This window comes from Pseudomonas syringae pv. tomato str. DC3000 (genome assembly GCF_000007805.1).
Lineage (GTDB): Bacteria > Pseudomonadota > Gammaproteobacteria > Pseudomonadales > Pseudomonadaceae > Aquipseudomonas > Aquipseudomonas avellanae.
Genome location: NC_004578.1, coordinates 2154484 through 2173077, shown reverse-complemented (window position 1 = coordinate 2173077; position 18594 = coordinate 2154484). Strand labels below are relative to the sequence as shown.

Genomic DNA, 18594 nt, shown 5'->3' with positions numbered 1-18594 from the left:
TGAGCAAACTATGGAGAAAGAATAGACGTTCACGTCAGGCCACCTGAGCATTGAGCTGCTCGGCGAGCATGTGCTTGAGCAATGCCCGATACGCAATCACGCCACGGCTCTTGCTGTCATTCTGCGACGGCGTCAGGCCTAGGCGGCTCGCATCACGCAAGCGCGTGTCGACCGGTACGTAAGCTTGCCAGACGTGCTCGGGAAAACTGTCACGCAACAGCTTCAATGTACCCATCGATGCCTGGGTACGACGATCGAACAGGGTCGGCACGATGGTGTAAGGCAACGGCACTTTGCGCGAGCGATTGATCATGGTCAGGGTATTGACCATGCGCTCCAGGCCCTTCACCGCGAGAAACTCGGTCTGCACCGGAATCGCCAACTGCTGACTGGCGGCCAGCGCATTGACCATGAGCACACCCAGCAGAGGCGGGCTGTCGATCAGCGCATAGTCAAAATCCTGCCACAACTGAGCAAGGCTTTTCGCGATCACCAGACCGAGACCGCTCTGGCCGGGCGATTGACGCTCAAGGGTGGCCAGCGCGGTGCTCGAGGGGATCAGCGAAATACGTTTGTCACTGGTGGGCAACAGTAACTGGCCGGGCAGACCATCCGGCACCGCACCCTTGTGCAGGAAAAGATCGAAGGCACTGTGTTCCAGCTCGTCCGGGTTGTGCCCGAAATAACTGGTCATGGAGCCGTGGGGGTCCAGATCGACAACGACCACGCGCTTGCCTGCATCGGCCAGCAAACCGGCCAGGGCAATGGTCGTGGTGGTCTTTCCGACTCCACCTTTCTGGTTGGCTACTGCCCAGACTCTCATTGATGTTTTTCCTTCCGTACAGCGACGACCATACCGATACGATAATTAGGGGGCGGGTGACGGAGAATTGACGGCGTTCGCGCGTACCGGCGGCTTTGCTGGCACCGGTGCAGTTTGTGTGCCAGCACGGCGTAATGCAGCGTCGGGCTGCGCATTGGCCGTGCCGGAACCGGTCAGGCTGCGGCGAACGTCCAGATTTCGCGAGATCACCAGCACCACACGACGGTTCTTGGCGCGTCCGGCTGCCGTGGTGTTGGGGGCGATGGGCTGAAACTCACCGTAGCCTACCGACGCAAGCCGCGCCGGATTGATACCGTCCATGGCCAACATGCGCACAATGCTGGCAGAGCGCGCCGACGACAGCTCCCAGTTGGTCGGAAACTGTGCAGTGCTGATCGGCTGGTCGTCGGTAAAGCCTTCAACATGAATCGGGTTATCGAACCGTTTGACGATGCCCGAGACCTTTTCGATGATGGTGAAGGCCTTGTCGCTGGGCATGGCATCGCCGCTGACGAACAACAGGCTGGAATTGAGCTCGATCTCGATCCACAACTCGTTGCCACGCACGGTCATCTGGTCGGACTTGATCAGATCACCAAACGCATCGCGCACATCCTGAGCAATGGTCTGCAACGGGTCATCGGAAGCCTGACCGATACCGGCATCGGTCTGCTCGCTGTCTTTGACCAAGGGCTCGGCGGGCTTGACCGACACCGGGCGCTGTTCGCCGATGGGGATCGGCTTCATGGTCCGTTCGGTGTCGTTGAACACGCCGACCAACGCTTGGGAGAGAATTTTGTACTTGCCTTCGTTGACCGAGGAGATCGAGTACATCACCACGAAAAAGGCGAACAGCAAGGTGATGAAGTCGGCGTAAGACACCAGCCAGCGTTCATGATTTTCGTGTTCTTCGGGCTGACGTCGGCGAGCCATGCGCTGTTACTCCATGAAGCCTTGCAGCTTGAGTTCGATGGAGCGCGGGTTTTCGCCCTCGGCGATGGACAGCAGGCCTTCGAGCAACATTTCGCGGTAACGCGACTGGCGATGGGCGATGCCTTTGAGCTTGTTGGCCACCGGCAGCAGAATCAGGTTGGCCATAGCGACGCCATAGATAGTGGCGACGAAAGCCACCGCAATGCCGCTGCCCAGCTGGCTGGGGTCAGCCAGATTGCCCATTACGTGAATCAGGCCCATCACGGCGCCGATGATGCCCACGGTCGGCGCATAACCGCCCATGCTTTCAAAAACCTTGGCAGCCTGGATATCGCGGGTTTCCTGAGTGATGAAATCCACTTCCAGAATGCTGCGAATCGCTGCCGGCTCGGCGCCATCGACCAACAACTGCAGGCCTTTGCGGGCGTAATTGTCGGGCTCGGAGTCTGCGACAGTTTCCAGACCGAGCAAGCCTTCCTTGCGGGCCGTCATGCTCCAGCCGATGACCCGGTCCACGCCACCGGGCAAATCGATGCGCGGCGGGAAGATGATCCAGCGGATAATTTTCATGGCGCGCATGAACGCGCTCATCGGTGACTGCAACAGCGATGCGCCAAGCGTACCGCCCAGCACGATCAGAGCTGCGGGGCCGTTGAGCAGCGCGCCGAGGTGCCCGCCTTCGAGAAAGTTACCGCCAATGATCGCGACAAACGCCAGGATCAGACCGATAAGACTCAGTACATCCATCAGAGACAGGCCTCGACCAGGTGCCGACCGATGTCATCCAGACTGTAGATCGCGTCCGCGAGCTCAGCCTTGACGATCGCCATCGGCATGCCATAGATCACGCAGCTCGCTTCATCCTGCGCCCAAACGGTACTGCCGACCTGCTTGAGCAGGCGCGCTCCTTCACGGCCATCGGCACCCATGCCGGTCAACACGACCGAGAGCACCTTGTCGCCATAGGACTTGGCGGCAGAACCAAAGGTGATGTCCACACAAGGCTTGTAATTCAGGCGCTCGTCACCCGGCAGGATTTTCACCGTACCGCGGCTGTCGACCATCATCTGCTTGCCACCTGGCGCCAGCAACGCCAGCCCCGGACGCAGCACGTCACCGTCCTCCGCTTCCTTGACGCTGATCTTGCACAGCTTGTCGAGGCGCTCGGCAAAGGCCTTGGTGAACGCTGCAGGCATGTGCTGAATCAGCACCAGCGGTGCCGGAAAATTGGCTGGCAACTGGGTCAATACCCGTTGCAATGCAACCGGGCCGCCCGTCGAGGTGCCAATGGCCACCAGCTTGTAAGCCTTGCGCTTGGCAGTGCCGGTGGTGGTCGGGTGCGCAGGCGTGTGGTGAGCATGAGCGGCCGGCGCCGCGGCGGGCGCGACAGTGCGTGAAGGCACGGCTCGGGCGGGCGCTGCTGCCGAGGGCGCAGGCGCACGACTGGACAGGGTTGATGGCGCGGGAGCAGCCGGGGCTGGCGATGCAGCGCTGGCCGAACCAATGCCGCTCGAACGACGGTTACTGCGCGAAATGCTGTTGATTTTCTCGCACAGCAGTTGCTTGACCTTCTGCGGGTTGCGCGAGATATCTTCGAAATTCTTGGGCAGGAAATCCACTGCACCGGCGTCCAGAGCATCCAGCGTCACGCGCGCACCTTCATGCGTCAGCGACGAGAACATCAATACCGGGGTGGGAATACGCTGCATGATGTGACGAACTGCGGTAATGCCATCCATCATCGGCATTTCGTAGTCCATGGTGATGACGTCAGGCTTGAGGGCCAGCGCCTGCTCGATCGCTTCCTTGCCGTTGGTGGCGGTGCCGACAACTACAATGTTGGGGTCCGAAGAAAGAATTTCCGTGACACGGCGGCGGAAAAAACCGGAATCATCCACCACCAGGACCTTGACTGCCATAAACACTCCAATAGGTGTTGCAGGCAGCCAGGCTGCCCGCAACCCCGGATTCAAATACGCCGAGCGGCGTAACGCTTGAGCATGCTGGGTACATCGAGAATCAAGGCGATGCGACCGTCACCGGTGATGGTGGCGCCCGACATGCCCGGCGTACCTTGCAGCATCTTGCCCAGCGGTTTGATGACCACTTCTTCCTGACCGACCAGTTGATCGACGACAAAGCCGATGCGCTGGGTGCCGACGGTAAGAATCACGACGTGCCCTTCTCGCTGCTCTTCGTGAGCCGCCGAACTGACCAGCCAGCGCTTGAGATAGAACAGCGGCAAGGCTTTATCACGCACGATCACCACTTCCTGGCCGTCAACAACGTTGGTAGTCGACAGGTTCAGGTGGAAGATTTCGTTGACGTTGACCAGCGGGAAGGCGAAAGCCTGGTTGCCCAGCATCACCATCAGGGTCGGCATGATCGCCAGGGTCAACGGCACCTTGATGACGATCTTCGAGCCTTGGCCCTTGGTCGAATAGATGTTGATCGAACCGTTGAGCTGGGAAATCTTGGTTTTCACCACGTCCATGCCCACACCACGGCCCGACACATCGGAAATCTCGGTCTTGGTCGAGAAGCCCGGTGCAAAGATCAGGTTATAGCAATCGGTGTCGCTCAACCGATCGGCTGCATCCTTGTCCATGACGCCGCGTTTGACCGCAATCGAGCGCAGCACGTTGGGGTCCATGCCCTTGCCGTCATCGGAAATCGACAGCAGGATATGGTCGCCTTCCTGCTCTGCCGAAAGAATCACCTTGCCGCCGCGGGACTTGCCCGAGGCTTCGCGTTCTTCCGGCGTTTCGATACCGTGGTCGACCGCGTTGCGCACCAAGTGGACCAGCGGGTCGGCAAGCGCCTCTACGAGGTTCTTGTCGAGGTCGGTTTCTTCACCGACCAGTTCCAGGTTGATCTCTTTCTTGAGCTGGCGAGCCAGGTCACGTACCAGACGCGGGAAGCGACCAAAGACTTTCTTGATCGGCTGCATGCGGGTCTTCATGACCGCGGTCTGCAGGTCCGCAGTGACCACATCCAAGTTGGAAACCGCCTTGGACATGGCTTCATCGCCACTGTTCAGACCCAGACGCACCAGACGGTTACGCACCAGTACCAGTTCGCCGACCATGTTCATGATCTCGTCCAGTCGGGCGGTATCGACACGAACCGTGGTTTCAGCTTCCGTGGCCACCGGTTTTTCGCCGGAAGGCGCAGGCGCCCGGGCAGGTGCAGGTGCAGCCGCCTTGGCAGGCTCTGCCTTGGCAACAGGTGCCGGAGCAGGCTTGGCAACCGCTGCTGGCGCAGCAGCCGGGGCCGGTGCAGACGCCTTGGCAGCGATGGCCTGAGGTTCGAACTTGCCCTTGCCGTGCAATTCGTCCAGCAGGTTTTCGAATTCGTGATCGGTGATCTCGTCAGATGCCTTCGCAGCACTCGGGGCCTTGGCGGCACCAGCGGCGGCAACCGGCGCGGCCACAGCACTGTCAAACGAGCCCTTGCCGTGCAACTGATCGAGCAACGCTTCGAACTCGTCGTCGGTTATTTCGTCGCCGGGCGCAGCCTTGCTGCTCTGGGCAGCAGGTGCAGGCGCTGGAGCAGCAGCAACATCGGCCGCAAACTTGCCCTTGCCGTGCAACTGGTCGAGCAGGGATTCGAACTCCTGATCGGTGATCTCGTCGCTGGCAGGCGCTGCAACGGCTGCTGCAACCGGAGCTGCAGGTACAGACACCGGATTTGAGCCATGCAACGAGTCGAGCAGTTGCTCGAACTCATCGTCGGTGATGTCATCGCCAGCGGCGGCTGATGCAGCTACCGGCGCGACAGCTTCGACCACCGGTTCAGGCTCGGGAGCGGCAACCTCGTCGGCAGATTGAGGCTCGGCCAGACGCGCCAGCGCCGCCAGCAGTTCCGGCGTCGCCGCAGTCACGTCAGTCCGTTCACGTACCTGGCCGAACATGCTGTTGACCGTGTCCAGAGCTTCCAGGACCACATCCATCAGTTCGGAATCAACGCGCCGCTCACCCTTGCGAAGGATGTCGAACACGTTCTCGGCGATGTGGCAGCACTCCACCAGCTCATGGAGCTGGAGGAAGCCGGCGCCGCCTTTTACAGTGTGAAAACCGCGAAAAATTGCATTGAGCAGATCAGCATCATCCGGTCGGCTTTCCAGCTCGACCAATTGTTCTGACAACTGCTCCAGAATTTCGCCGGCCTCTACCAGAAAATCCTGAAGGATCTCTTCATCGGCGCCGAAGCTCATGGGGTGCTCCCTAAAATTAACCGTCAACAGACCTTAGAAGCCGAGGCTCGATAGCAGATCGTCTACATCATCCTGTCCGGATACGACGTCTTCACGTTTATCGGCATGAATCTGCGGACCTTCACCCTTGTCGAGATGTTTTTTAGGATCTTTTTCAGCAAGGATGGATTCTTCGTCATGTTCGATGCCAGCGAAGCGATCGACATGGCTGGCCATGAGCACCAGCTTGAGCAAATTGCCCTCTACTTCGGTCACCAGTTGCGTGACGCGCTTGATCACCTGACCGGTGAGGTCCTGGTAATCCTGAGCAAGCAGAATATCGTTGAGGTGCGCGGAAACCGTATGGCTTTCCTTCTCGGTACGCGTCAGAAAACCATCGACGCGCTTGGCCAGTTCACGAAACTCTTCGGCACCGATTTCGCGACGCATGAAGCGTCCCCAGTCTTCGCTCAACGCCTTGGCGTCGGAACTCAGACCATTCATGATCGGCGTGCTTTCCTCGACCAGATCCATCGTACGGTTGGCCGCGTTCTCGGTCAGCCTGACGACGTAGGAAAGACGCTCCGTCGCGTCCGTGATCTGCGACACCTCTTCGGCCTGAGGCATATGCGGATCAATGTGGAAATTGACGATTGCACTGTGCAACTCACGCGTCAGCTTGCCCACTTCCTGATAAAGGCCGCGGTCACGGGTCTGATTGAGCTCATGGATCAGCTGCACAGCTTCGCCGAAACGGCCTTTTTCAAGGCTGGTGACGAGTTCCTGTGCGTGTCTTTTTAAGGTCGACTCAAAGTCGGCCATCGAATCATTGTTATCCATAGCGCCCTCACGGCATGCATCAGCTATTGACGCGTTCAAAGATCTTTTCGATCTTCTCTTTCAGCGCTTGAGCCGTGAATGGCTTGACTACATAACCGTTCACCCCGGCCTGGGCAGCTTCAATGATCTGCTCACGCTTGGCTTCGGCAGTAACCATCAGTACAGGAAGGCTTTTGAGACGATCGTCCGCACGGACCTGACGCAACAAGTCGATACCGGTCATGCCAGGCATGTTCCAGTCCGTCACCAGAAAGTCAAAGGCACCGCTCTGCAGCATCGGCAATGCGGTCAGACCGTCATCCGCTTCAGATGTGTTGGTAAACCCCAGATCACGCAACAGATTCTTGATGATCCGCCGCATCGTTGAGAAGTCATCAACGATGAGGATTTTCATGTTCTTGTCCAATTCGACCTCCAAGCAGTCTTTAACGCGTTCAGCACCTGAACACGCTGTTCACTCAATACTGGCACAGCACACCCCCAGCTATACGAAACGACGACGGGCTTGGCACAACGACAGTCAAGACTGCGACTAAAGCCCATCGAGACATTGCCCGACAGGCCCTTGCCTCGTCTATCCTGCTACCACGTAACGCTTTGCACAGCCGGCATGCAGACAACGCACGACAAACGTCGCGCACTGCCGTCAACGCGCTCGCCACTCCCCCAAACGCCCTCGCAAACGAGCTGCGCACTGGCTGTGTAACTGACTGACTCGAGATTCGCTGACACCAAGAACCTCTCCGATTTCCTTGAGGTTCAGCTCTTCGTCGTAGTACAGCGCCAACACCAGACGCTCGCGCTCTGGCAAATTGGCAATTGCATCGGCCAACGCTGCCTGGAAGCGCTCGTCTTCCAGGTCGCGTGATGGCTCAAGCGAACCGCTTGCGCCGTCCTCGTGCAGCCCTTCATGATCGCCGTCCTGCAGCAGGTCGTCGAAACTGAAGAGGCGGCTGCCCAAGGTGTCATTCAAAATCCCGTAATAATCATCAAGACTCAACTGGAGTTCGGCCGCAACCTCGTGATCTTTAGCGTCACGACCGGTTTTAGCTTCAATTGCGCGAATTGCGTCACTGACCATACGGGTATTGCGGTGAACCGAGCGAGGTGCCCAGTCCCCCTTGCGAACCTCATCGAGCATTGCACCACGAATGCGAATACCGGCATAGGTCTCGAAACTCGCACCCTTGGTGGAATCATACTTGGTGGAAACCTCGAGCAGGCCGATCATACCAGCCTGAATCAGATCCTCGACCTGCACACTGGCCGGCAAGCGCGCCAGCAGATGATAAGCGATACGCTTGACCAGCGGCGCATAACGCTCGATCAACTCGTACTGCGAATTACGGGAGGTTTTGCTGTACATCTGGTAGCCGCTCGCAGTCATTGCACAGGCCCCGCACTGGTCTGGTGAACGAGTCGCTCAACGAAGAACTCGAGATGACCCCGCGGGTTGGCTGGCAACGGCCAGGTATCAACCTTCTGGGCAATGGCCTTGAAAGCCAGCGCACATTTGGAACGCGGGAATGCTTCGTAGACGGCACGCTGCTTTTGTACCGCCTTGCGCACGCACTCGTCGTACGGCACGGCACCTACATATTGCAGGGCAACATCAAGAAAACGATCAGTCACTTTGGTGAGTTTGGCGAACAGGTTGCGTCCTTCCTGCGGGCTCTGGGCCATGTTGGCCAGCACCCGGAAACGGTTCATGCCGTAGTCGCGATTGAGCAGTTTGATCAGGGCGTACGCATCGGTGATCGACGTGGGCTCGTCGCACACCACCAGCAGCACTTCCTGAGCGGCGCGCACGAAGCTGACCACCGACTCGCCGATACCGGCAGCGGTATCGATCACCAGCACATCGAGGTTGTCGCCAATCTCGCTGAACGCCTGAATAAGGCCGGCATGCTGGGCCGGTGACAGGTGCACCATGCTCTGGGTGCCAGAGGCCGCAGGCACGATACGAACCCCGCCCGGCCCCTGCAACAGAACGTCGCGCAACTCACAGCGACCCTCTATCACATCGGCAAGCGTGCGTTTAGGCGTCAGCCCAAGCAGAACGTCGACATTGGCCAGGCCAAGATCGGCATCCAGCAGCATGACGCGCCGGCCAAGCTCGGCGAGGGCCAGTGATAGGTTCACTGACACGTTAGTCTTACCGACGCCACCTTTGCCACCGGTCACCGCGATAACCTGTACGGGATGCATGCTGCCCATGTTATTTCTTTACCTTGTCTTGCGTAGACCGAAACCACATCAAGGGCTGCACGTTCGCAAATGAACACCGCATGGCAGACCGTTGACGCAGGGACATTCCAAAAATATCCATCACTTAACCCACTCTCTTGCCAGGGGTGTGATAGAGGTCAGCAAACATATCCGCCATCGCTTCCTCGCTAGGCTCATCCTGCATCTGCACACTCACCGCACGACTCACCAGTTGATGACGTCGTGGAGTGTGCAGGTCATCAGGAATACGTGGACCGTCCGTGAGGTAGGCCACCGGTAACTCGTGACTGATCGCCAGGCTCAGGACTTCGCCCAGGCTGGCTGTTTCATCAAGCTTGGTCAGAATGCATCCGGCCAGGCCACACCGTTTGTAACTGTGATACGCAGCGGTCAGCACCTGCTTCTGGCTGGTCGTCGCCAGCACCAGGTAGTTACGTGATTTGATGCCGCGCCCTGCCAGGCTTTCAAGCTGCATGCGCAGCGCAGGATCACTGGCCTGCAGCCCGGCGGTATCGATCAGCACCACGCGCTTGCGCAGCAAAGGCTCCAGCGCCTGAACCAGCGACTGGCCCGGATCGACATGGGTGACCGGCACGTTGAGGATGCGCCCAAGAGTCTTGAGCTGTTCCTGCGCGCCGATGCGGAAACTGTCCATACTGACCAGGGCGATATTCTGCGGGCCGTACTTCAACACATAACGTGCCGCCAGTTTGGCCAGAGTGGTGGTCTTGCCCATACCGGCAGGACCGACCATGGCAATCACTCCGCCCTCTTCCAGCGGCTCGATGTCCGGTACAGCAATCATGCGGGCCAGATGGGCCAGCAACATGCGCCAGGCCTGACGAGGCTCGTCGATGTCCGGGATCATCGACAGCAGATCGCGAGACAGCGGGCCGGACAGGCCGACGCGTTGCAGACGGCGCCACAGGTTGGCCTGCTGCGGACGGCTGCCTTGTAGCTGGTTCCAGGCAAGGGAGCCGAGCTGGACTTCCAGCAGCTCGCGCAGGCCGTTCAATTCAGAGCGCATCGAGTCAAAGGCACGCTGACCGCCAGCAGGCTCTGCAGCCGGTGCGGGAGCGTAGGCAAACGGGCGTGGCGGCTCTTCGAGCGTCGGTTCGATATGCGTGTCGGCAGCACTGACCGGCTTGCCGGAAAACAGCTGAAGGTTGATCGACGCATCGCTGTCGCTACGGTTGTTCAGTTCGGCCTGAGCGGAGACGATGCGCGACTGAGTCTTGCGCAGCTCGTCTTCGAGTTCCATATTCGGCACACGCGGCGCCAGGGCAGACAGCTTGTAATCCAGAGCGGCAGTCAGCTCTACGCCACCGGCAATGCGCCGGTTACCGATGATGGCCGCCTCGGCGCCCAGCTCATCGCGAACCAGTTTCATGGCTTGACGCATATCGGCGGCGAAAAATCGCTTAACTTGCATGACTCACTACCTCAGCCGTTCGGCCCGACAGTCGCTACGATGGTTACTTGCTTGTTGTCCGGTATTTCCTGGTACGCCAGAACATGCATGTTCGGTACAGCCAATCGTCCAAATCGTGACAGCATCGCCCGGACAGGACCTGCTACCAGAAGAATGACCGGCAACCCTTGCATCTCCTGACGCTGGGCCGCTTCAATCAACGAACGCTGGAGCTTTTCAGCCATGCTCGGTTCAAGCAGAACGCCTTCTTCCTGACCCTGACCAGCCTTCTGCAAACTATTGAGCAATATCTGTTCCAACCTTGGTTCCAGAGTGATAACAGGCAGCTCCGGCTCAACGCCTACAATGCTTTGGACGATTGCGCGACTCAGACCGACACGCACGGCGGCCACCAGAGCGGCGGTATCTTGACTCTTCCCGGCGTTGTTGGCGATAGCCTCTGCAATGCTGCGAATATCCCGCACAGGTACGTGCTCGGCCAGCAACGCCTGCAGCACGTTGAGCAGCGACGACAGGGACAGCACGCCAGGCACCAGCTCTTCAGCGAGCTTGGGCGAGCTTTTGGACAGCAATTGCATCAATTGCTGGACTTCTTCGTGACCGATCAGCTCGTGAGAGTGCTTGTAGAGAATCTGGTTCAAGTGGGTTGCCACTACCGTACTGGCGTCTACCACGGTGTAACCGAGTGACTGCGCCTGACTGCGCTGGCTGATTTCGATCCAGACGGCTTCCAGGCCAAACGCCGGGTCTCTGGCGGTGATGCCATTCAGCGTGCCGAACACCTGACCGGGGTTGATCGCCAGTTCGCGATCCGGATAGATCTCGGCTTCGGCGAGGATCACCCCCATCAGCGTCAGACGGTAAGCGCTGGGTGCCAGATCGAGGTTGTCGCGGATGTGTACGGTGGGCATCAGAAAGCCAAGTTCCTGTGACAGTTTCTTGCGCACACCCTTGATCCGCGCCAGCAGTTGACCACCCTGATTGCGGTCCACCAGCGGAATCAGACGGTAACCCACTTCCAGGCCGATGATATCGATCGGGGTTACGTCATCCCAGCCCAGCTCCTTGGAGTCCTGAACGCGAGTCGGCGACGGCAGCAGGTCCTGCTGACGCTGCACTTCGGCCAGCGCCTCGACCTTCACCTGATTGTCTTTCTTCCACAGCAGGTATGCGCCACCTGCGGCCACCAGACCAAGGCTGATAAAGGAGAAGTGCGGCATGCCTGGCACCAGCCCCATCACGATCATGATCGCGGCGGATACCGCCAGCGCCTTGGGTGAGGCAAACATCTGGCGATTGATCAGCTTGCCCATTTCTTCCGAACCGGAAGCACGGGTCACCATGATCGCGGCAGCGGTGGACAGGAGCAGTGATGGCAATTGCGCCACCAAACCGTCACCGATGGTCAGCAGGGTGTAAACGCGACCCGCATCGGCGAAGGTCATATTATGCTGAAAGATACCGACCAGCATGCCGCCGATGAGGTTGATGAACAGAATCAGCAGGCCAGCAATTGCGTCGCCGCGTACAAACTTGCTGGCACCGTCCATGGAACCGTAGAACTCGGCCTCCTGGGCCACTTCGGCACGACGGCGCTTGGCTTCCGGCTGGTCGATGAGGCCGGCGTTGAGGTCGGCGTCGATTGCCATCTGCTTGCCGGGCATCGCGTCGAGGGTGAAGCGCGCGCTCACCTCGGAAATACGCCCGGCACCCTTGGTGATGACCACGAAGTTGATGATCATCAGGATGGCGAACACCACGATACCGACGACGTAGTTACCGCCGATCACCACTTCACCGAAGGCCTGAATCACCTTGCCCGCAGCAGCATGACCGTCCTGACCGTGAAGCATGACCACCCGCGTCGACGCGACGTTCAGCGCCAGACGCAACAACGTGGCGACCAGCAGAATGGTCGGAAACACAGAGAAATCCAGCGGCCGCAGGGCATAGACGCAAACCAGCAGCACGACGATGGACAATGCAATGTTGAACGTGAACAGTACGTCCAGCAGGAACGGTGGCATGGGCAACATCATCATTGCCAGCATGATCAGCAACAACAACGGAACGCCCAACTGACCACGGCCAAGGCCTGTGATGTTGCTGCGTGCGCTACTGAGTAATTGAGAGCGATCCACTGATTCGTTACCTGCGCACTAGATCAAAACATTGACGCCGATGGCGACCTGTATCGACCTTATTGCAAAAAGCTGTCCAACTTTTACAAAGCCAGTGCCGGCAAGGCTTTAGAGGTAGAAATTGCGCAAGACGAGGTGATCAGTGAAGCCAGAGAACCTCGCGCTGCGCACACTAAAGAGCGGACGCAAAGCGTCCAGAACGGCATGCCCACGCGGAGCATGGGCCACCATAGTGTTCTTCCGGACACCTATCGTTCCTACCACTCCAGCATGGGAATGCCTGTCGTGACGCTGCGCGTCACAGATCTGCGCCGCGCCGTACATTTAAAGGCGCACGCCAGAGCGTTGGAAGAGAGCTAAGGCAACTTTATGACAGCCACTGAAGGCTAAGCATCGCGCTGCAAATCCGGAGGGATTTTGACGTCGCCAAGGGGGTCGGGGCGCTTGCCCTGGCCTGAGTGGAATTGGCGGATCTGGTAGACGTAAGCCAATACCTGGGCAACGGCCAGATACAGGCCTGCGGGAATTTCCTGGTCCAGCTCGGTGCTGTAATAGATGGAGCGTGCCAGCGCGGCCGATTCAAGGATCAGAATCTGGTTGTGCGCGCCGATTTCTCGAATTTTCAGGGCAACAAGGTCCGTACCCTTGGCCAGCAGCATTGGCGCTCCGCCCTGCTCGGGATCGTATTTCAGGGCAACGGCGAAGTGTGTCGGGTTGGTGATGATGACATCCGCTTCGGGAATCGACGCCATCATGCGTCGCTGGGACATTTCGCGCTGCAACTGGCGAATACGCTGTTTGACCTCGGGGCTGCCCTCGCTGTTCTTGTGCTCGTCGCGCACTTCCTGCTTGGTCATCAGCAGTTTCTTGTGCGCCTCATACAGCACAAAGGGTACGTCGGCAGCAGCAATGAACATCAGGCCACAGGCCATCCAGAAGCTGCTCCAGCCCACCACCAGCAGGCTGTGGATCATCGCCTGTTCGAGCGGCTCGTGGGCGATGGCCACCAGGTCGTTACGTTCCTTGCTCAAGACCACCAGTGCAACGGCCAGGATGATCAGGAACTTGCCAAAGGACTTCAGCAATTCGACCAGCGCATGGGGCGAAAACATCCGCTTGAGCCCCGCTGCCGGGTTCATTCGGCTGAACTTGGGCATCAGCGACTTGGTCGAGAACAGCCAGCCACCGAGCAGGATCGGACCGACCAGCGCCGCCGCCAGCATGGCAATCAGAAACGGCAGCATGACCACCAGCGCGTGCAGGCCGGAACTGAGCAAGGCCTTGCCCATGTACGACTGATCCATGATCGTTTCACGGCTGATCGTGAAGTTGTCGCGCATCAGGTCGGACATCATCTGCGCGATGCCTGCGCCGAACATCAGCAACCCGCCCGCCCCCATCAACATGACCACCAAAGTGGTCAGCTCCTTGGAGCGTGCAATCTGGCCCTCGGCTCTGGAGTCCTTGACCTTTTTTTCCGTGGGGTCTTCTGTCTTGTCCTGGCCATTCTCGTTTTCTGCCATCTCAACGAGCCCTCACCATGTCGCGCAGCATCTGCAGTGCCTGAGTGGCAATGGGCTGATACTGATTGAGAATGTCACCCATCGTCATCCACAGGATGACCATGCCCAGCACCAGAGTCAGCGGGAAGCCGATCGAAAAGATATTGAGCTGTGGCGCAGCGCGAGTCATGACGCCAAAGGCGATGTTGATGATCAGCAGCGCCGTGACAGCGGGCAAAACCAGCCTGAGCCCGGCGCTCAGCGCCCAGCCCAGCCCGTTCGCCAGCTCCCAGAAGTTGTTGACCAGCAGACCACCCCCCACCGGCATCGTGGTGAAGCTTTCGACAAGGATTTCCAGCGCCACCAGATGACCGTTCATGGACAGAAACAACAGGGTCACCAGCATGGTGAAGAACTGCCCGATCACTGCCGAAGACACCCCGTTGGTGGGGTCGACCATCGAAGCGAAGCCCATCCCCATCTGCGTCGAGATGATCTGCCCGGCAATCACAAAGATATGGAAGAACATCTGCAGGGACAGCCCCATGCCGGCACCGATGATGATCTGCTCGCCGATCAGCAACAGCCCACTGAGGTCAAGCGCCTGAACCGGCGGCATGGCCGGCAGCGCTGGCGCGACCACTACCGTGATGGCAAAGGCGAGGTAAAGACGGACACGCCGGGGAACCAGCGTGGTGCCGATCACCGGCATGGTCATCAACAGCGCGACGATACGAAACATCGGCAACATGAAGCTGGCTACCCAGGTACTGATCTGGATATCGGTCAGCGCAAGCATCGGCTGCACGAGGCGCTAGCCGATCAGCGTCGGAATACTGGTGTACAGCGACAGCATGTATTCCATGAATATTTTCAGCAGCCAGGGGCCGATGACGATGAGCGTCACCAGCATCACCAGCAGACGCGGCAGGAAGCTCAGAGTCTGTTCGTTGATCTGCGTGGCCGCCTGAAACATCGCCACCAGCAGGCCGCACAACAGGCTCGGAACTACGAGGATCGCCACCAGCACCGTGGTCAGCCACAGCGCTTCGCGAAACAGATCGACGGCAACTTCCGGCGTCATCGGGCAGACTCCTCAGTAAAACGGCTCATACGCCACCAAAACTGCCAGCCAGGGTGCCGACAATCAGCGCCCAGCCATCCACCAGCACGAACAGCATGATCTTGAACGGCAGGGAAATGATCAGCGGCGAGAGCATCATCATGCCCATCGCCATCAGCACACTGGCTACCACCAGGTCGATGATCAGAAACGGAATAAAGATCATGAAGCCGATCTGAAACGCCGTCTTGAGCTCCGAAATCACGAACGCCGGGACCAGAATGGTCAGCGGCGCAGCGTCCGGTGTCGGAATATCGGTACGTTTGGACAAACGCATGAACAGCTCAAGGTCGCTGGTACGGGTCTGCGCCAGCATGAAATCCTTGATCGGCACCTGCGCCTTGGCAACGGCGTCTTGCGCCGTGAGCTTTTCAGCCAGGTAGGGCTGTAATGCGTCCTGATTCACCCGGTCAAAAACCGGCGCCATGATGAACATGGTCAAAAACAGCGCCATGCCGGTCAGGATCTGGTTCGACGGTGTCTGCTGCAAGCCAAGGGCCTGACGCAGAATAGAAAAGACGATGATGATCCGGGTGAAACTGGTCATCAGCATGACAAACGCCGGAATAAAGCTCAGCGCAGTCATGATCAGCAGAATCTGCAGACTGACCGAATATTCCTGCTGCCCGTCGGCACCGTTGGACAGCGTGATCGCCGGTATCGACAGCGGATCGGCCGCCAGCGCAGCAGGTGCCACCACGGCCAGCATCAGCAGTATCAGGAAACGCAAGGCGCCCATTACTTCTTGTCCTTATCCTTGCCCATCAGCTCCATCAGGCGCTGAGCGAATTCAGGTGTCGTCTGCTCACGAACCGGCACGTGCACAGGTTCCTTGAGTACGTGCAGGGGCGTGATACGTCCCGGCGTGATACCCAGCAGCACCTGCTCGTTGCCAATCTGCACCAGCACCAGACGATCACGCGGGCCTAACGCTCGCGTGCTCACCAGCTCGATGACCTGCCCGTTGTTCGGCCCCACGCGCTGTACCCGGCGCATGACCCACGCCAGCACGAAAATCAGCCCTACCACCACGATCAGGCCAAACAGCAGTTGCATCACCTGCCCGCCCATGCCACCGGAAACCGTGTTGGCCACCTGCGCCGGTGCTGCCTGCGCAACAGGCTCGACAGCCCAGGCCAGCGACGGCACGGTCAGCAGAACACTCAGCCACCGCCTCATTCAGCGCAGCTTCTTGATGCGTTCGCTCGGGCTGATCACGTCAGTCAGACGGATGCCGAACTTTTCGTTGACCACCACCACCTCGCCGTGGGCGATGAGCGTGCCGTTGACCAGCACATCCAGCGGCTCGCCTGCCAGACGGTCCAGCTCGATCACCGAGCCCTGGTTAAGCTGCAACAGGTTGCGAATGTTGATGTCGGTGCTGCCCACTTCCATGGAGATCGACACCGGAATGTCGAGGATCACGTCCAGGTTCGGACCATCCAGAGTCACCGGGCCAGCGCTTTTCGGCACACTGCCGAACTCTTCCATGGTCATCCGGCTGCCCGAATTCCCGGCGTCCGCCGCCAGCAACGCGTCAATGTCAGCCTGGCTGTCGCCCGCTTCGCCCAACGCAGCAGCCCACTCATCGGCCAACGCCTGATCTTCAGCAGACGTCATATCATTTTCATCAGCCATCGGTAGTCCTCTGCACGCAGTATTTCAGTTACGCAACAATTTCCGACGTTAACCAGACAGGTCAACGTCGCGCTATGGGTTCGATTACTTGCAGGGCCATCTTGCCCTTGTGCGAGCCTAGCTTGACCTTGAACGAAGGTACGCCATTGGCACGCAGGACCAGCGTATCGCTCAGTTCCACCGGGATCACATCGCCAGGGCGCATGTGCAGGATGTCCCGCAACGGCAGTTGGCGCTGGGCAATGGTGGTGGTGAGCGGCACGTTGACGTCCAGAACATCTTCTTTGAGCGCGTTGACCCAGCGCTCGTCCTGATCGTCCAGGTCCGACTGGAAACCGGCGTCGAGCATTTCACGGATCGGCTCGATCATCGAGTACGGCATGGTCACGTGCAGATCGCCGCCACCGCCATCGAGTTCGATGTGGAAAGTGGAAATCACCACGGCCTCGCTCGGCCCGACGATGTTGGCCATGGCCGGGTTCACTTCCGAGTTGATGTACTCGAAGTTGACTTCCATGATCGCCTGCCAGGCTTCCTTGAGATCGATGAACGCCTGATCCAGCACCATGCGCACGACACGCAGTTCGGTCGGCGTGAATTCACGGCCTTCGATCTTGGCGTGACGACCGTCACCACCAAAGAAGTTGTCCACCAGCTTGAACACCAGCTTGGCGTCCAGAATGAACAGCGCCGTGCCGCGCAACGGTTTTATCTTGGCCAGATTAAGGCTGGTCGGCACGTACAGCGAATGCACGTATTCACCGAACTTCATGACCTGAACACCGCCCACTGCCACATCCGCCGAGCGGCGCAGCAGGTTGAACATGCTGATGCGGGTATAGCGGGCGAATCGCTCGTTGATCATTTCCAGCGTAGGCATACGCCCACGGACGATACGGTCCTGACTGGTCAGGTCGTAACTTTTGACGCTGCCAGGCTCACTGGCGATGTCAGTCTGGACCATCCCGTCGTCAACGCCATGCAGCAGCGCGTCGATCTCATCCTGGGAGAGCAGGTCTTGCACGGCCATGTGAGGATCCTACTGCAATACGAAGTTAGTGAAGAGCAGCTGTTCGATCACAGTCTTGCCGAGTTCTTTCTGTGCCACTTCCTGAATGCTCGCCGTCGCTTTCTGACGCAGCATTTCCTGGCCGATCGGCGAGGCCAGCGACTCGAAGGGGATGGCCGCGAATAGCATGACAAGGTTATTGCGGATCAGGGGCATGTGCACTTTCAGCGCTTCCATGTCAGCTGCATTGCGGCCCAGCATGGTGATGCTGACCTGCATGTAGCGCTGGCGACCGTTGGCGTTGAAGTTGACCACGAAGGCTGGTGTCATGGGTTCGAACACCGCCACTGGCTTGACGTTCGCTGCCGCTGCGGCGGCTGCCGGGTCTGGCGCGCTTTCGCTCTTGTGCATCAGGAACCACGTTGCCCCGACCGACAGGCCTACCGCAAGCAGCAACGCTACAACCGCGATGATGATGAGCTTGAGCTTGCCTTTGGCTGCCGGGTCTTTAACAACTTCTTCGCTCTTCGCCATGCCAATAATCCGTCACTATTCAAGAGGTTCTTCAATACGTGACAGAGGAAGAGCAAGTGTTATGCCAGAGTTGTACGAGAGGGGCATGTATCTGACACAAACGGTTACGCGCGGAGACAGGCGCTGGACATGACATAAGTCCTGATGAACCCTGAAAACCGGGCTTGGACCATGATGATTACCGCTCCCACTCTC

At 58.8% G+C, this 18594-nt stretch carries 19 protein-coding genes; all 19 read right to left on the bottom strand.

What is annotated here, in order from left to right; all coding sequences use genetic code 11:
• Positions 1-34 precede the first annotated feature (34 nt).
• The gene (locus PSPTO_RS10315) at positions 35-823 is read right to left on the bottom strand and encodes a ParA family protein (RefSeq protein WP_005766970.1); all 789 of its coding nucleotides are present in this window, start codon (positions 821-823) and stop codon (positions 35-37) included.
• 45 nt (positions 824-868) lie between these two features.
• Positions 869-1756 (bottom strand): flagellar motor protein MotD, encoded by an 888-nt coding sequence (gene motD / locus PSPTO_RS10310; protein WP_011103791.1) that lies wholly within the window; start codon positions 1754-1756, stop codon positions 869-871.
• Between the two features lie 6 nt (positions 1757-1762).
• Positions 1763-2503 (bottom strand): flagellar motor protein, encoded by a 741-nt coding sequence (locus PSPTO_RS10305; RefSeq protein WP_003378725.1) that lies wholly within the window; start codon positions 2501-2503, stop codon positions 1763-1765.
• On the bottom strand, positions 2503-3675 hold the full coding sequence (locus tag PSPTO_RS10300) for a protein-glutamate methylesterase/protein-glutamine glutaminase (protein ID WP_010207872.1): 1173 nt from the start codon (positions 3673-3675) through the stop codon (positions 2503-2505). Before PSPTO_RS10300 ends, PSPTO_RS10305 begins: the two co-directional genes overlap by 1 nt.
• A 50-nt stretch (positions 3676-3725) precedes the next feature.
• On the bottom strand, positions 3726-5972 hold the full coding sequence (locus tag PSPTO_RS10295) for a chemotaxis protein CheA (RefSeq protein ID WP_011103790.1): 2247 nt from the start codon (positions 5970-5972) through the stop codon (positions 3726-3728).
• Between the two features lie 33 nt (positions 5973-6005).
• On the bottom strand, positions 6006-6791 hold the full coding sequence (locus PSPTO_RS10290; RefSeq protein WP_005766975.1) for a protein phosphatase CheZ: 786 nt from the start codon (positions 6789-6791) through the stop codon (positions 6006-6008).
• 19 nt (positions 6792-6810) lie between these two features.
• Positions 6811-7185, bottom strand: a complete 375-nt coding sequence (locus PSPTO_RS10285) for a chemotaxis response regulator CheY (protein WP_007244361.1) — start codon at positions 7183-7185, stop codon at positions 6811-6813.
• Between the two features lie 252 nt (positions 7186-7437).
• The gene (gene fliA / locus PSPTO_RS10280; RefSeq protein WP_003378731.1) at positions 7438-8178 is read right to left on the bottom strand and encodes an RNA polymerase sigma factor FliA; all 741 of its coding nucleotides are present in this window, start codon (positions 8176-8178) and stop codon (positions 7438-7440) included.
• The gene (gene fleN, locus PSPTO_RS10275) at positions 8175-9008 is read right to left on the bottom strand and encodes a flagellar synthesis regulator FleN (protein WP_003412391.1); all 834 of its coding nucleotides are present in this window, start codon (positions 9006-9008) and stop codon (positions 8175-8177) included. The genes fliA and fleN overlap by 4 nt, the downstream gene beginning before the upstream one ends.
• A gap of 115 nt (positions 9009-9123) precedes the next feature.
• A complete protein-coding gene (gene flhF / locus PSPTO_RS10270; RefSeq protein WP_005766980.1) occupies positions 9124-10452 on the bottom strand; it encodes a flagellar biosynthesis protein FlhF in 1329 nt (442 codons plus the stop codon).
• An 11-nt stretch (positions 10453-10463) separates the two neighbouring features.
• Positions 10464-12593: a flagellar biosynthesis protein FlhA gene (gene flhA, locus PSPTO_RS10265; RefSeq protein ID WP_005616857.1), complete on the bottom strand. Its 2130-nt coding sequence runs from the start codon at positions 12591-12593 to the stop codon at positions 10464-10466.
• Positions 12594-12979: 386 nt separating this feature from the next.
• The gene (gene flhB, locus PSPTO_RS10255) at positions 12980-14116 is read right to left on the bottom strand and encodes a flagellar biosynthesis protein FlhB (RefSeq protein ID WP_005766982.1); all 1137 of its coding nucleotides are present in this window, start codon (positions 14114-14116) and stop codon (positions 12980-12982) included.
• A 1-nt stretch (position 14117) separates the two neighbouring features.
• A complete protein-coding gene (fliR, locus tag PSPTO_RS10250) occupies positions 14118-14894 on the bottom strand; it encodes a flagellar biosynthetic protein FliR (RefSeq protein WP_007244363.1) in 777 nt (258 codons plus the stop codon).
• A gap of 15 nt (positions 14895-14909) precedes the next feature.
• A complete protein-coding gene (locus tag PSPTO_RS10245) occupies positions 14910-15179 on the bottom strand; it encodes a flagellar biosynthetic protein FliQ (protein WP_002554277.1) in 270 nt (89 codons plus the stop codon).
• 25 nt (positions 15180-15204) lie between these two features.
• Positions 15205-15957: a flagellar type III secretion system pore protein FliP gene (gene fliP / locus PSPTO_RS10240; RefSeq protein ID WP_007244364.1), complete on the bottom strand. Its 753-nt coding sequence runs from the start codon at positions 15955-15957 to the stop codon at positions 15205-15207.
• On the bottom strand, positions 15957-16397 hold the full coding sequence (gene fliO, locus PSPTO_RS10235; RefSeq protein ID WP_005766986.1) for a flagellar biosynthetic protein FliO: 441 nt from the start codon (positions 16395-16397) through the stop codon (positions 15957-15959). Before fliO ends, fliP begins: the two co-directional genes overlap by 1 nt.
• Positions 16398-16856: a flagellar motor switch protein FliN gene (fliN, locus tag PSPTO_RS10230; RefSeq protein WP_003378749.1), complete on the bottom strand. Its 459-nt coding sequence runs from the start codon at positions 16854-16856 to the stop codon at positions 16398-16400. It lies immediately after the preceding gene.
• Positions 16857-16917: 61 nt separating this feature from the next.
• Positions 16918-17886, bottom strand: coding sequence for a flagellar motor switch protein FliM (fliM, locus tag PSPTO_RS10225; RefSeq protein WP_003378750.1), 969 nt, complete (start codon positions 17884-17886; stop codon positions 16918-16920).
• Between the two features lie 9 nt (positions 17887-17895).
• Entirely contained in the window at positions 17896-18399 is a 504-nt protein-coding gene (gene fliL / locus PSPTO_RS10220; protein ID WP_007244365.1) for a flagellar basal body-associated protein FliL, read from the bottom strand.
• Positions 18400-18594 lie beyond the last annotated feature (195 nt).